13 protein-coding genes are annotated in these 15067 nt (G+C 65.1%); 1 reads left to right on the forward strand and 12 read right to left on the reverse strand.

Annotation, left to right across the window (positions count from 1 at the left end):
- Positions 1-49: 49 nt before the first annotated feature.
- The 12 genes from BM193_RS21960 to BM193_RS22015 all read right to left on the reverse strand — a co-directional run bounded on the left by BM193_RS21960 (position 50) and on the right by BM193_RS22015 (position 14060).
- Positions 50-646 carry a PEP-CTERM sorting domain-containing protein gene (locus BM193_RS21960; RefSeq protein WP_254786365.1) on the reverse strand — a complete coding sequence of 199 codons (597 nt, stop codon included), beginning with the start codon at positions 644-646 and terminating at the stop codon, positions 50-52.
- Positions 647-959: 313 nt separating this feature from the next.
- Entirely contained in the window at positions 960-1505 is a 546-nt protein-coding gene (locus tag BM193_RS21965; protein WP_092801197.1) for an LOG family protein, read from the reverse strand.
- 11 nt (positions 1506-1516) lie between these two features.
- Positions 1517-2290 (reverse strand): tetratricopeptide repeat protein, encoded by a 774-nt coding sequence (locus BM193_RS21970; RefSeq protein WP_092801017.1) that lies wholly within the window; start codon positions 2288-2290, stop codon positions 1517-1519.
- Between the two features lie 65 nt (positions 2291-2355).
- Positions 2356-3027: a TetR/AcrR family transcriptional regulator gene (locus tag BM193_RS21975; protein ID WP_092801194.1), complete on the reverse strand. Its 672-nt coding sequence runs from the start codon at positions 3025-3027 to the stop codon at positions 2356-2358.
- A 140-nt stretch (positions 3028-3167) separates the two neighbouring features.
- Entirely contained in the window at positions 3168-3824 is a 657-nt protein-coding gene (locus BM193_RS21980; RefSeq protein WP_092801014.1) for a phasin family protein, read from the reverse strand.
- A gap of 132 nt (positions 3825-3956) precedes the next feature.
- Positions 3957-7589: an EAL domain-containing protein gene (locus BM193_RS21985; RefSeq protein ID WP_092801011.1), complete on the reverse strand. Its 3633-nt coding sequence runs from the start codon at positions 7587-7589 to the stop codon at positions 3957-3959.
- Between the two features lie 303 nt (positions 7590-7892).
- Positions 7893-8849: an esterase/lipase family protein gene (locus BM193_RS21990; RefSeq protein ID WP_092801008.1), complete on the reverse strand. Its 957-nt coding sequence runs from the start codon at positions 8847-8849 to the stop codon at positions 7893-7895.
- Entirely contained in the window at positions 8846-10486 is a 1641-nt protein-coding gene (locus BM193_RS21995; protein ID WP_092801005.1) for a GMC family oxidoreductase, read from the reverse strand. The genes BM193_RS21990 and BM193_RS21995 overlap by 4 nt, the downstream gene beginning before the upstream one ends.
- Before the next feature lie 7 nt (positions 10487-10493).
- Positions 10494-11021: a hypothetical protein gene (locus tag BM193_RS22000; protein WP_092801002.1), complete on the reverse strand. Its 528-nt coding sequence runs from the start codon at positions 11019-11021 to the stop codon at positions 10494-10496.
- 71 nt (positions 11022-11092) lie between these two features.
- Positions 11093-12298, reverse strand: a complete 1206-nt coding sequence (locus BM193_RS22005) for an MFS transporter (RefSeq protein WP_254786366.1) — start codon at positions 12296-12298, stop codon at positions 11093-11095.
- A gap of 89 nt (positions 12299-12387) precedes the next feature.
- Complete coding sequence (locus BM193_RS22010; RefSeq protein WP_092801000.1) at positions 12388-13290, reverse strand: LysR substrate-binding domain-containing protein; 903 nt, start codon at positions 13288-13290, stop codon at positions 12388-12390.
- Positions 13287-14060, reverse strand: coding sequence for an RNA methyltransferase (locus BM193_RS22015; RefSeq protein WP_092800997.1), 774 nt, complete (start codon positions 14058-14060; stop codon positions 13287-13289). Before BM193_RS22015 ends, BM193_RS22010 begins: the two co-directional genes overlap by 4 nt.
- Positions 14061-14255: 195 nt before the next feature.
- On the opposite strand from BM193_RS22015, the gene BM193_RS22020 reads away from it, so the two are divergent.
- The gene (locus BM193_RS22020; RefSeq protein WP_092800994.1) at positions 14256-15035 is read left to right on the forward strand and encodes an inositol monophosphatase family protein; all 780 of its coding nucleotides are present in this window, start codon (positions 14256-14258) and stop codon (positions 15033-15035) included.
- The last annotated feature ends 32 nt before the right edge of the window (positions 15036-15067 follow it).

A 15067-nucleotide genomic window follows, 5' to 3' on the forward strand; every position in this document is an offset into this window, starting at 1 on the left:
ACGGGCGGCTTTTTCTTGCACGCCGGCTGGGCCGGCGCAATACTCAGACTCAGGCGGCTTTCTTGCGGCGGCCCAGGAAGGCCAGCATGCCCAGTCCACCCAGCAACATGCCATACGTGGCCGGTTCCGGCACGGCACTGACGGTGGCGGCGATATTGTCGACCTGGAAGGTGTGCAAGGCGCCTTCGCGCCACGTGGCCGACAGCAGGTTGCTGAAACCGGTAAACGTGTAGTCGGCAAAGGTGTGGCCGCCACCGAGGGTAAACGTCTGCGTTACCGTGCCGCCGCCCACCTGGTGGCCGACAAAGGTCACGTCGAAGGAGCCCGGCAAGCTGACAAAGTCCGCCAGACTGATCGAGCTCAGCGAGAAAGCGCCGCCATCGGCGCGGGTCAGGGTCGTCGTCGACAGGGGCGTCGCGCCGAGGCCGGCCGAGCCGGCATAGGCGAAGCTATCCTGGTGCGCCGAGCTCAACAGTCCAAGGAAGCTGCTGTCGAAATTGTAGCCGCCTTCGGAGTAGGAGTTGAACAGGGAAGCGAAGTGGCCAGGCTGTTCCAGCGCGTCGAAGCCGATCGTGGTGGTTTGTGCCTGGGCGCCGCCGGCGGCAGCGAGAATGGCGGCGACGGCGGTCGCGCGCAAGAGGGTCATAGGTTTCAAAATAGCATCCTTTCGAGATGATGAAGTAGCGTGGCTGTGGCAACTTGAAATACATCGGCACCATTTTTGGGGGGAGTCTGCATGACGCTCGCAGGTGTCCGATATTCCTGACTTTGAACAGCTCCAGTAGACCACAGACATGCATAAAAAACATCTTCATTTTCAAAAAAACATGCCACCACGGAAATATTATGGACATATTTTTATTAATTGATTCTTTGATATCGATCAGTTTTCCCGTGCAGAAATAAAAAAGCCATGCACTTCGCAGTGCATGGCTCTCAACAACGTTATGTGCGCAAACTTAGGGCGCGCACGCCTTCAAGCGTTGCACCAGCGCCGCCGGATCGGCATCGGCATTCAGGAACGCCGCATGTTGCGGGCGGATGAAGCCCTGCTCCTTGCCGTTTTGCACGAAGGCGATCAAGCCATCATAGAAGCCATCGACGTTGAGCAGGCCGATGGGCTTGGCATGCAAGCCCAGCTGGGCCCAGGTCAGCATCTCGAACAACTCTTCCAAGGTGCCGTAACCGCCGGGCATGGCGATGAAGGCGTCGGACAGGCTGGCCATCATGGCCTTGCGTTCGTGCATGTCCTTGACGATGAACTGGCGCGTCAAGCCCATGTGCCCCACTTCGCGCTCGACCAGCTGGGTCGGGATCACGCCTGTCACCTCGCCGCCCAGGCGCAGCACTTCGTCCGCGATGACGCCCATCAAGCCCACCTTGCCGCCGCCATACACCAGTGAAATATTTTCAGACACCAGCACCTGCGCCAGTGCGCGCGCCGCCACCGCATAATCGGGCGACACGCCAGCGTTGGCGCCGCAGTACACACATAAAGCCTTGATCACAATAGTCCCTATTCTTTCAGTTCATCAATCGCAGCCTCGACTTCAAGGCGCTCCTTCGCGTCCAGCGCCACGCACTCGGCCGCCAGTTCATACAGGGCCAGCGCTTCCGCCAGTTTTTTCTTTCCATCGAGCATATTCAAGGCGCGCGCATATTCGCTATGCGCCAGTGCCGAATACGGCGTCAGGGCCAGCGCCGTCTTGAAGTGCTGATAGCCGTCTTCCTTGTTGGCGCCGTAGGTCAGGCTGCCGATCATGGCGCCGACCTTGTCGATAATTTCCGTATGATAAATCCCAAAGGCGATATGGGCTTCCGCATGCATGGGCGCGACCGTCATCGTACGATCCAGGCTGTTGCGCACGCGCGCGCCCATGCCCTGCGCCAGGGCCTTGACGACGGACGTGCCCAGCGCATACCGCCCCAGGCTGTAGGCGTGCCAGTAATAACCGGCGGGATTGTCGGGCTGCTCGATCTGCTGGCGCTCGCAGCGCTCGGCCACCTCTTCATACATATCGAGTTTTTGGCGGTCACTGACTTCCAGATGCGTGGCGTAGATGCAGGTGGCCTTGTGCGCCACCGCATAGCCGGGTACGCCAACGGCCAGGCCCAGCTTCGCGGCACGTTCGAAGTCGCCCGCGTGAAAGGCCAGCCACGCCTGCAGCAGCGCCGGGTGCGCGGGAAACGGCTCGACGTCGCCCGCATGCAGGCGCGGCCAGGCCGCTTCCAGGCTGTGCGCCGTGTAGACATAGGCAGCGTCAGGATAAGGGAATTGTTTCCAAGCCATACCGTGTCTCCTGTAAATAACTTCTTGCCCGCCTCCCGGCAGCGCTGGCGCGCCAGGCACGGCCGTCAGTCGTTCTTGAGTTTGGTCACATACTCTTCCGACAATTTGCGGAACAACAAATGTGTTTCATTGCGCAGATACGGCCCGATCAGCGACAGCACCTGGTAGCAGCCGCGCGCCAGCGCATCGGACATCGATTGCTGCTCGCTGTACTTGCGCGGATTGCGCACATATTCGTACGACAGCCAGTAGGTGGCGACGACCACCATATTCGTCGCCATGGCAGCCACTTCCATGTCCGACGCGGCCAAGGACTGCTCGCTGCGCAAGTCTTCGCACAGCTGGGTAGCCACCTTGATCTTGTGCGCCAGGATCAGCTTGAAGTGCAATTCCAGCTTGCGGTTGCGCGACAACAAATCATTGAGGTCGCGGTAGAAAAAGCGGTAGCGCCAGATCAGTTCGAACATCAGGTGCAAATACAGCCAGACGTCCTCGATATTCGAGCGGCGTCCGTCCGGCACCGTCAGGATGCGTTCGATTTCCGCCTCGAACTGCACGAAGATGGAATTGACGATATCGTCCTTGTTGCGAAAGTGGTAGTACAGATTTCCCGGCGAGATATTCATCTCTTCCGCGATCACGGTGGTCGTGATATTCGGCTCACCGAATTCGTTGAACAGACGTAGCGACAGTTCCAGGATGCGTTCGCGGGTACGGCGTGGTGCTTTTTGTAGCATGGCGGGCAATCTCTCTGTGTTCTGCCGCAAGCATACCACCTTCAATAGCCGTAATGAAACACTGCCCCGCTCGTCCTGGCGAAATGCGGCGGGCGAAAAAAAAGCCTGCGCGGGCAGGCTGAGGCTGAACAGGCGTCCGTTCAGAGCGCCGGGGCTTTTTTCTTCGCCGCCGGCCTGGCGGCGGACTTGCTCGCGGGCTTGGCTGCGGCCGTGGCCGTGGCCGCGGGCCGGGCTGGCGCCTTGGCCGCGGCGGCCTTGCCTGCCGGCTTGGCGGCGGCCTTGGGCGCCGTCGCCTTGGTCGTCGGCTTGGTGGTCGCCTTGGCCGTCGGCTTGGCCATCGCTTTCGGCGCCGCCTTGGCGGCACGCGCGGCAACGGGTTGCGCCGGCGTGCGCACGGCCTTGGCCGCTGGCTGCGACAGCGCCGCCACCTGCGCGCTCAAGGCATCGAGCTTGGCGTGCAGCGCCACGATGTCATGCTGCGTGGGCACGCCGATGGTGGCCAGGGCACGCGCCACGCGCTCCTCGAACACTTGCTCCAGCTTGTCCCAGGAACCGCTGGCATGCTTGCCCACGCCATCGGCCAGCTTGCCGACGCTGTCGCTGACGTCGGCCACCTTGTCTTCGGCGCGCTGCTGGAATTGCGTGCCTTCCTTGACCAGCTTGGAAAACACGCGGCCGCCCTCCTCCTGCGCCTTGGCGAATGCGCCCAGGCCGGCTTGCCAGATCTGCTGCGCCGACGAACGCACGGCGTTCGCCAGTTCCTTGTCTTCCGCCAGTTCCTTCAGTTTCTTCACCATCGCCCGCTCCCGTAATATGAAAGGCCATGCCACTTCATGGATACTTTTATTCTAGAGAGCAAAACTAGAGACGGGAGTCTAATCCGCCGGAAATCGGGCCCGCACGGTGCGCCAGCGCACGCACGCGGCGACTCAGGCGGCCGCCTTCACGGGGCCGTGCAACAGGCTGTGCAGGCGGAAGCCTTCGCGGATGTTCTCGCGCAGCACGGCGCCCTTCCATGGCTTGGTATAGAAGCGGTCGACGGCGCCGCGGTTGATGGCCGCCATGATCGGCGTCAGGTCGGCAAAGGCGGACAGCATGATGCGGAAGGTGTCGGGGCACAGGTGCTTGACGCGCTCCATGAATTCCGTGCCGCTCATGAGCGGCATGCACTGGTCGCACAGGATCACCTGCACCTTGTGGCGCGCCAGGATATCGAAGCCTTCGGCCGCCGTCTGCGCCGTCAGGATGCGGTAGCCATCCTGCGCCAGGAAGTCGCTGAGCACGTCGAGCATGAAGACGTCGTCGTCGACGATCAGCAGGGTTTGCTGCTCCTCGCTGCCCGCATCGAGCGGCGCCTGCAGCAGTTTGCCGCCCATCAGCATCTGCTCGAATTCCTCCTGCGGCACGGGACGGCTGAAATAATAGCCCTGCATCTCGTCGCAGCCGTGGCGCCGCAGATACGCCAGCTGCGCATCGTTTTCCACGCCCTCGGCGATCACCTGCAGCTTCATGCTGTGCGCCATGCTGATGATGGCCAGCACGATGGCCGCGTCGTCCGGATTGCTGGTCACTTCGCGCACGAAGGCGATGTCGATCTTCAGCTTGTCGATGGGGAAGCGCTTCAGGTAGGCCAGGCTGGAATAGCCGGTGCCGAAATCGTCGATGGAAATCTGGATGCCCAGCGCCTTCAGGTTGCGCAGCACGGCGATGGTTTCCTCGGCGTTCGACATCAGCGAACTTTCCGTCAGTTCCAGTTCCAGCAGGTCGGGCGCGATATCGTATTTGCGGATGGCCTTGAGCACTTCTTCTTCCAGGCCGCCGACAAAGAACTGGATGCCCGACACGTTGACGGACAGGTGCACGGGGCCGATGCTGCTGGCGCCCCACTCGCTGATCTTCTTGCAGGCCTCGTCGAGCACCCAGTTGCCCACGCGCACGATCAGCCCCGTTTCTTCCAGCAGCGGGATGAAGAGGGCCGGCGAGACCATGCCGTGGCCGGGACGGCGCCAGCGTATCAGCGCCTCGGCGCCGCTGATGCGCCCCGAGATGATGTGCACCTTGGGCTGGAAGAACAGCACGAACTCTTCGTTGTCGATGGCGCGCCGCAGGGCGTTTTCCATATCCAGCCGCGCCAGCGATTGCGCATTCATTTCCGCCGTGAAGAAGCGGAAGGCGTCGCGCCCCGCTTCCTTGGCACGGTACATGGCCGTGTCGGCATATTGGATCAGGGTGTCGGCGTCGACGCCATCGTCCGGGTACACGGAGATGCCGATGCTGACCGTGACCGTCACTTCATGCCCCTGCAGGTCGAAGGGCTTGCGCATCGCTTCGCGGATCTTGTCGACCACGCCGACGGAATGCTGGGCGCCTTCGGGCAGCACCAGGATGGCGGCAAATTCGTCGCCGCCGAAGCGGCCGATGGTGTCGCGCACGCGCAGGCAATCGACCAGGCGGCTGGAAAACTGGCGCAGCAGGTCGTCGCCGATGGTGTGGCCCAGGGTGTCATTGATGTTCTTGAAGCGGTCGATATCCATGAACAGCACGGCCACGGCCCACTGGTGTTCGGCTGCCTGCGCCAGCGAATGCGTCAGCGAGGCGTAGAACTGGCTGCGGTTCGGCAAGCCGGTGAGCGTGTCGAAATGGGCCAGCTTCATCAGGCGCTGTTCGGCATCCTTGCGCTCGGTGATATCGCGCGCCACGGCCACCAGAATCCAGCTCTGCCCCGAGCGCAGGGTGCGCCGCTGCACTTCCACCGACAGCGGCGAGCCATCCTTGCGCTGCAACTGCAATTCCGTCATCGGGCCGCCCTGGTCGCCGGCCAGCAGCTTGTTGTACAGCTCCTCGAGCTGCGCCTCGCCCTCCTGCGCGCGGCCCGGCCCCACGCGCAGGAAGTCCTCGCGCTCGAAACCGAGCATGCGGCACGCCGTCTGGTTCACGTCGACAAAGCACATGCCGGCGCGGTCGACGAGGAAAATCGCGTCCGCCGTGGCATCCATCGCCAGGCGGAAGCGGCGCAAGTCCTCGTCCAGGCGGATGCGCGCCGCCATGTCCAGGGTCAGCTGCTCATGATGGCGCTTGATCTCGTCGTACAGCTGCAGGTTGTCGTAGGCGACGGCGATCTGCGCGGCCACCGTGGCGGCGACGCGCTCGTCAACTTCGGAAAATTCGTTCGCGCCCAGTTTATCGACCAGGTACAGCCAGCCGTGGCTGCGCTCGCGCGAGGCGATGGCCACGCCCAGGAAGGAGTGCACGGGCGGGTGAGAATCGGGCAGGCCCAGCGCGGCGGGATCGCCCTTCAAGCCGTTCACGCGATACGGCTGGCGCTGTTCCAGCAGCCGGTTCAGGATGCCCACGCGCGGCGCACTGGCGATGCGCTCAAGGTTTTTCTCGGTGCCGCATGAGGAAAAATAACTGAGTTTGTCGGCGCCCGGCTCCAGCACGCCGATGCACGCATATTTGGAGACGCAGATATTTTGCGCCACCTTGCAACCAGCCTGGATCAGCGCGCGCGGATCGCGTTCGGCGCCCAGCTCGATCCCCAGCTCGATCAGCGCCGTCAGGCGCAGGCTGACCGCCTGCAGGCTCGATAGTGAGCGCGACAGGCGCTCCGTCATGATCGCCAGGTCTTCCGGCACGGGAACCTGGCCTTCGCTCTGGCTGGCCAGCTGCGAAATCTGCTGGCTGCTCGATTCCAGTTCATCGAGGTAGCCGCTGACCTGGTGTTCGATGCCGGCCAGCTGGCCCGTGCCGGGCTTGCCGGCGCCGGCCGAGGGCGTGGCCGGCAGCGGCACGCCAGCCGGCAGCAGTCCCAGGGCCTCGTTCACGGTACGCACGATGACTTCAGGGTCGGACGGCTTCGGCAGCACCCAGCGCACGCCGCACGCCTGCGCCAGCAGGATCGCTTCCTGCTCGCGGTAGGTGGCCGTATAAAAAATGATGGGCACGTCGGCCAGCGCCTCATCTTCATGCACGCGCGTGACGAATTCGTAGCCATCCATGTTCGGCATGAGGATGTCGGAAATGATCAGGTCCGGCCGCTCGGTGCGCAGTATTTCCAGCGCATCGGCGCCATTCGCCGCTTCCAGCAGGCGGTGGCCGCCATAGCCGAGCAAGGCGGTGAGGAATTCGCGGTTCAATACATGATCATCGACGATCAATATCGTTGCTATGTCGTTTTTAACTGGCGTCGACGGCGCCCCGGGTAAAAAAGATTCCAGCTCCGCGACGAACAGGTCGGGTTCGATCGGCTTGCCGATATAGCCATTGAAGCCCGCTTCGAGCAGGCGTTCGCGATCACCGACCATCGCCAGCGCCGTCACGGCCAGGGCCGGGATCTTGCGCAACTGCGGGTCTTTCTTCAGTTCCGCCACCACGCCATAACCATCGAGCTTGGGCAAATGCACGTCGCAGATGATCAGGTCCGGCAATTCGCTGCGCGCCATGCGCACGCCCTCTTCGCCGTCATAGGCGGCCAGCGGCGTGTATCCGAAGGCACGCAACAGATACACCATCAATTCCATGTTGGTGGCGTTGTCTTCAATAATCAGGATTCGTGCGGACAATTAGCACCCCCAATAAAAACTGCATTGATCCATTTTCTGCCTGTACTCATCTTTCCAATTGCGCGCATAACATAACAATCCCACAACATCTTGCCATAGATCCCGGTAAAAATCTTGCCCCCGGATTTCAGCGGGACGGCGCAGGCGGCCTCAGGAATAAATTTCTCTTTGGCACCTTCCTGACGTTAGCTTAATACAGTCCGCCAGTGGAAAACAGGTTTTTCTGGCCCGTGCCCTGTTAAACACAGGCAACAGCAGAGTCAAAACAGACACTCTTGCCATGCTGGTAAAACACAACAGGATTCAGACAAAATGGGGAGCGGATGGGGGCTGGCAGACTTCGTTCTTGATAGTAATTTCTGCCAGCAGCTGACGCAGTACGCGCGCATCGCTGGCCAGCGCCACGTGGCCGATGCCGCCGAAGGCGATATTGCGCGCGCCGGGCAGGCAGGCGGAAGCCTGCGGCGCGACGATATTGTCGTGATGCGAATAGAGCGAGGTGATCAAGGCGCGCGCCGCAGGCGTCTCGCCGGCGGCCAGCCGCGCCAGCCAGGCACTGGGGGCATCGCCGATGCGGCTCATCTGCCGCGCATTCGTCCCCGCCGCCAGGCTGGCCAGCGCCGTGCCGTGGTGCGGCGTGCCGATGGTAATGATCTTCGCCACGCGGGCGGCGCCATGCCGGCGCAGCCAGGCGCGCGCCACCAGGCCGCCCATGCTGTGCGCGACGATGATGGCGCGCCCGCTGCCCGTGCGGGAGCACAGCCGCGCGAGCGCCTGCTCCACCTGCGGCACCACATCGTCGATGCTGGCGCCGATCGGCTCCAGGTCGACGGCATCGTGCGCGATGCCGGCCCGCGCCAGCAGCCGGCTCAGCTTTGTCCAATAGCCGCGGTTGCACACATAGCCGTGCACCAGCAGCACCGGCAGCCCCTGGCCGGTGACGGCGTCGGCCGCATGCAGGCGCGGGCGCAGCATGTCCCACGACGAGGCCCACAGGGTGGCGCGCAGTTCGCCGAAAAACAGGCGCGCGGCGCCCATCGCACCGAGCCGGTACCCGGGCGGCACGGGGCTGCCAACACGCCGGCTCTGCCAGAAATTGCGCGCCACGACCAGCGCGCGCGCGGCCAGCAGCATGGCGAGTCCCAGCAGCAGTGCCACGGCTGGCGAGGCGATGCCCCACGCATGCATGGCCAGCCAGGCAACTGCCAGCACGGCCAGCACCTGCAGCAGCATCAGCCACCTGAGGATGCGCGCGATCATGTCGTGGCCGAGGCGGGTATCGGGACGGGCGCCGGCTTGCCCGTCAATTCCCGCGCCAGGCCGCTGGCCAGGCGCGCCGCCAGCGCATAGATCGTCAGCTGCGGATTGGCGCCGATCGAGGTGGGAAACAGCGAACCGTCATGCACGGACAGGTTGCGCAGGCCGTGATAGCGGCCGTCGCCCCCCGTCACGCCCAGGCGCGCATCGTCCGACATGGCGCAGCCGCCCATCACGTGGGCCGACACCACGCGCGCCAGCAGCGGCTGCAGCGGCAGCTCGCCGATGGCCTGCTTCGCCTGCGCCCAGCTGGTGTAGTGGCGGGCCAGCTCGTGCACGGGATACACGCTCTTCGCCCCGGCGGCGAACTGGATCTCCGCCATCGACAGCAGCGCGCGCCGCACGCCATCCCAGAGGTAGGGCGTGAGCGGATAATCGAGCACGGGCGCCCCGAAGCTGTCGATGGAGACCGCGCCGCCCGCCGAGTCATGGTGAAAACCGTCGCGCAGCAGGGCCAGCAAGGCATGCGCATGGGGGAATTCGCGCATGGTGCGCGCGTGCTCGTCGCCGAAGCCGCCCATGGTGGTGGCCATCAGCAGCGGATGCAGCGGTGGCGCCTCGAGCTTGTAGCCGATGGGACCATCGATGGGCGCCACATGCAGGAAATGGTCGGAATACACCGTCTGCGGCGCGCCCGCATAGGCGTCGACGCGCTGTTCGAACAGACCGGCCGACACCACCGTCGGATGCAGAAAGGTGCGCCGGCCCAGCAAGCCGTGCGGATCGGGCGCACTGGAGCGCAGCAGCAGCGCCGGCGAGTTGATGGCGCCGCCGGCCAGCACGAAGTGTTTGGCGCGCAAGGTGAGGCGCACGCCCGTCGGCGCCTGCCCGGCAGCATCCAGCGCCGTCACCTGCAGGCTGTCGATGCGCTCGCCCTTGAAAGTAAAGCGCTCGGCGCGCGCATGCACGAGCAGGCCGGCGCCCAGCGCCAGCGCCGACGGGATCGTCGTCACCAGCATCGACTGCTTGGCGTTCGTCGGGCAGCCCATGCCGCAGTAGCCGAGGTTCCAGCAGCCGTTCACATTGCGCCGGATGGCGGCCGTGGGGATGCCCAGCGCGGTGGCGCCACGGCGCAACAAGTCGTTGTTTTCGTTGGGCGGCGCGGCCCAGTCGCTGACGTGCAGCCGATGCTCCATCATGGCGAACCACGGCGCCATGGCATCCACCGAATAGCCGCTCAAGCCGAAATGCCGCTGCCAGTAATCGAGCGTGCCGGGCGGCGTGCGAAAACTCGACGTCCAGTTGACGGTGGTCGAACCGCCCACGGTGCGCCCCTGCAAAATATTGATGGCCTTGTCGCGCGTCTTGCGCGCCGCCGATTCCTGGTACAGCGCGGGATAGGCGTCGGCCTCGCGCATCTTGAAGTCCTTGGAGGATTTCAGGCCGCCCTCTTCGACGATCAGCATCTTCAGGCCGGCCAGCGCGAGGATTTCCGCCGTCACGCCGCCACCGGCGCCGCTGCCGATGACGACCACGTCCGCCTCCAGCGTGCGGTCGGTGCTCAGGGTGCTGGCGTCGGTGACGTGCCAGCCGCTGGCCACGCCATTGGCGACGGGATCGGGTATGGGGGATGTGCTCATGGGTGCCTTATGCGCTCAGTTCGGGCAGCGGTCCCGGATAGCCGATGGCGGCCCAGTGGGCGGCATCGGCGTACCAGGCGCCGAGGATCAAATCGTGCAGGGCCAGGTAGGCCGTCTGCAGGGTGGCCAGGCGGTGCGTGCGCCACGCCTGCAGAAAGGCGGCCACCTGGGCCGGCTCGGCGTCGGGCCAGCCACCCTGCACGCCGGCGACGAAGCGCCGCGCGGGCGCCAGCGCCAGCAAGCCGAACAGATCCTGCACTTCCTGCTGCGCCGCCAATGGCAAGCCGCGAATGGCCGTGTCCACGCCGGCGATGGCGCCGTCCAGCGCCGTGGTCCGCGCGGGCGCCTGCGCCGGCAGCGCGTCGCCCAGCATGGCCGGCACGATGGCCGCCAGCGCCGCGCGCGCCCCGCCATCGAGCACGAAACGCCCCGGCGGCGCCGGTCCGCGCACCAGCCGGTACGCGGCGCCGCCGGCCGCCAGCGCGCAGGCGCCGAGCACGCCCAGTTTCAGAAACGATCTGCGTCGCATCGACATGTCCCCCTTGTTGTCTACGGCCTTTTGCCGGCCAGTGTACGCCAAAGGGCACTGCCGTCCGCGCGCGAAAACTAGAGCGGCGCGTCTAGTTTTCTTGACGAAAACCACAGCAGCGGCATGGCCAGCAGCGCCGCCAGCGCACCACCGATGGCGATGCTGGGCAGGCCGAAACTGACGATCAAGGCCGCGCCCAGGGCGCCGCCGGCCGCCGTGCCCGCGTTGAAGGCGGCGATATTGAGGCCCGCCGCCACGGCGTCGCTGCCGGGGCAGTGCCGCTGCGCCAGGGCTAGCTGCCGCATGGTCGACAGGGTGACGAGGGCAAAGAACAGCAGCCCCAGGCTGCCGCACAGGACCAGCAGGGCCACGGGCTGGGTGCGCAGCAGATAAAAGCCCGCCAGGTTGCACGCCAGCGCCGCCAGGGCCAGCAAGATGGAACGCGGCGCGTCGGGCCGGTCGGCGCACCAGCCGCCCAGCAGGTTGCCGCCGATGGCGCATACGCCAAAGCACAGCATGGCGGCACCGAGCCAGCCCGCGGCGAGTCCGCCCAGCTGCAGCAGGAAGGGCGAGATATACGTGAAAAAGCTGAAGGTGGCGACGCTGACCAGCGCCGCCACGCAGGCCGCCAGCAGCAAGGCTGGCTGCACGATGGCGCGCAGGCTGGCCAGCGGCGACGCCGGCGCGGCCGTCTGGCGCAGCGATGGCATGGCCCATAGCAGGCCGGCGCCGCCGCACAGGGCCAGCGCGCCGATGGCGGCAAACACCCAGCGCCACGAGGAAAGCGCGCCCAGCCAGGTCCCCAGCGGCACGCCGCCGGCCAGCGCCAGCGTCAGGCCCAGCCAGACGATGGCCAACGCCCTGCCCGCACGGCCTGGCTCGACCAGGCTGGTGGCCGCATGCGAGGCGATGGCCATGAACACGCCATGCGCCAGGCCGACGACGAGGCGCACGCCCAGCAGCGCGCCCAGCGAGGGCGCTTGCGCCATGGCGGCGCTGCCGGCCGCCAGCACCAGCATGGTGGCCACCAGCACCTGGCGCGTGGGCCAGCGCGCCAGCAGGGCCGTCAATACGGGGGCGCCGATGGCGGCCCCCAGCGCGTACGCGGCGATGGCGCCGCCGGCCGCCGCCACGCTGGCGTGCAGGTCGCGCGCCATGGGCGACAACAGGCCGGCGGCGATGAATTCGGACAGGCCGAAGGCAAAGCTGCACAGCGACAGCAGATAAATGGCGACCGGCAGCGCGGCGGGCGCCGGCGCGGCGCGCGATGAAACGATGGACATGGCAGTTCCTGACGATAAACCGCCATGCTGGCCCCTGTGCCACCATCTGTAAAATATCTTATTTATCTTGGAATGAGACGTTCAACATCTCATTCGGAGGAAGACTGCCGCAATTGTGCCAGCAGCCGATCGCGCACGGGAGAATCGCGCCGCGGGTCCCAGGCCATGTACAGGTCGAGCTGGCGCAGCGACTCGGGCGCGCTGCTTGCCAGCGGCAGCATGACGACGCCGGCCGGCATGGATGCCGCCAGGCTGGCCGGCAGCAGGGCCACGCCAAAGCCGGCCGCCACCAGTCCCAGCACCGTTTGCAGGCGGCGCGCCTGCTGCGCCACGTGCGGCACGAAGCCCGCATGCAGGCACAGGCTGGCCAGTTGGTCATGGAACCCCTGGCCCAGCTCGCGCGGCGAGGCGACGAAATCATCGTGGGCCAGGTCCGCCAGGTCCACGGTCGCCTGGCCCGCGCAGCGGTGGCCCGACGGCAGCGCGATCACGATGTCTTCGCCGGACAGGCGCTCGAAACGCAAGCCCGGCGTGCCGCGCCCCGGCGCGCGCAGCAGGGCGATATCGACCTCGCCCCGCTCCAGCCATTCGACCTGCTGCTGCGTCGACGCTTCGCGCAAGGTGAACTGCACGGCGGGCGAGGCGGCGCGCAAGGCGCGCAAGGCGTTCAAGACGTGGGCGTACGGCGTGATGTGGATGAAACTGAGGCGCAAATGCCCCTCGATGCCCTGCGCCACCCGGCGCGCGGCGGCCACGCCCTCTTCCAGGCTGGCCAGCAACTGGCGCGCCGTGGCGAGAAACGCCGTACCGGCCGGCGTCAGGCTGACCTTGCGGTTGGTGCGTTCGAAAACAGGGTAGCCCAGCGCTTCTTCCAGCCGCAGGATCGCCTGCGACAGCGGCGGCTGCGCCATGTGCAGCCGTTCGGCCGCGCGGCGGAAATTGAGTTCCTCGGCGACGGCGATGAACTGGCGCAGCAGCCGCGTCTCGATCATGGGCCTTTTTTGGCGACCGCCAGGATATGCCGCGCGATGCCGCGCAGGATATTGACTTCTTCCGTCTCCAGCCCCGTGCGCGAAAACAGGCGTTTCAAGCGGGGCATGAGCTTTTTCGGGTTGTCGGCATCGAGGAAATCGATGGCCACCAGTGCCTGCTCCAGATGCGCGTACATGCCGTCGACCTGCGCCAGGCTGGCCGCGTCGCCATGGAAGCCGACGGGACTGGCCGCCGGCGCTCCGCCTTCCTTCTCCAGGGCGGCCATCCGGCACTCATAGGCGACGACCTGCGCCGCCTGCGACAGGTTCAGCGAAGAATAGGCGGGATTGGCAGGAATGTTGATCAGCACATTGCACTGCTCGACGATCTCGTTGGGCAAGCCGAAGCGCTCGTTGCCGAAGATGACGGCGGCGTGCAGGTCGTCGCCGGCCGCCAGCTGGCCGGCGATGGCGCGCGGGGTGGTGACGGGCGGCGAGAATTCGCGCAGACGGGCCGACACGGCCGCCGCATAGTTGCACCCTTCGAGCGCCTCGGCGATCGAGCCGACGATGCGCGCGCCGGACAGGATATCCTGCGCGCCGCTGGCGAAGGCCACCGCTTCCGGGTCCGTCAAGGCATCGGGAAAACGGGGGTTGACCAGCACCAGATCGGAAAAACCCATCGTCTTCATGGCGCGCGCGACGGCGCCAATGTTGCCAGAGCGACTAGTTTCGACAAGAATAAATCGCAGGCGTGTGAAAAGAGACGTGTTGATTTCGGGCAGATTCATTTAAAATAGCGCTATTGCGCGGTATCGATACAGGAAATTTCGGGAAACGGAGTCACACAACGCTGACTCCAGGCCGGGATTTTAACCACTTCGGCACCGCTCCGCTCTTTAATTCATTCTTGCACTCTATCGTACCGGCGCCGCAAGGCGGCCATGGGCGGTCGCGTGCTTTTAACGGAAGCTCACATGCACCCAATGCTCAATACGGCGATCAAAGCCGCCCGCCGCGGCGCCGCCGTCATCAACCGCGCCTCTTTTGACCTCGACCGCGTCGTCGTCACGGAAAAACAACATAACGATTTCGTCACCGACGTCGACCAGGCGGCCGAACAAGCCATCATCGAGGTGCTGTCCAAAGCCTACCCGGACCACGCGTTCCTGGCAGAGGAATCGGGCGCTTCCGCCAACTCGCACGACGAGAATGAATATCAGTGGATCATCGACCCGATCGATGGCACCACCAACTTTATCCACGGCTTCCCGCAATACTGCATCTCGATCGCCCTCGCGCATCGCGGCATCGTCACGCAAGCCGTCATCTACGACCCGGTCCGCAACGACCTGTTCACGGCCACCAAGGGCGCCGGCGCCTACCTGAACGAAAAACGCATCCGCGTCACCAAGCTCGATCGCATCTCGAACGCCATGCTGGGCACCGGCCACGGCGCCGGCCCGCGCGCGCTCGATGAATATCTGAAAATGTACCAGATCATGGCCGAACGCAGCCAGGGCGTGCGCAATGCCGGTTCGGCCGCGCTGGACCTGGCCTACGTCGCCTGCGGCCGCCTGGACGGCTTCTACGAAAAAGGCCTGAAGCCCTGGGACATCGCCGCCGGCGCCCTGATGATCACGGAATCGGGCGGCATCGTCGGTGAATTTTCCGGCGAATCGGACTACCTGTACAAGGGCGACGTCATCGCCGCCAGCCCGAAGATCTTTGGCCAGATGATCACCCTGCTGACGCCATTCGCCTGATCGCCAGGCGCTGTGATGTAAAAAAAGCTGCC

The sequence above is a fragment of the Janthinobacterium sp. 344 genome (genome assembly GCF_900112025.1).
GTDB lineage: Bacteria > Pseudomonadota > Gammaproteobacteria > Burkholderiales > Burkholderiaceae_D > Janthinobacterium.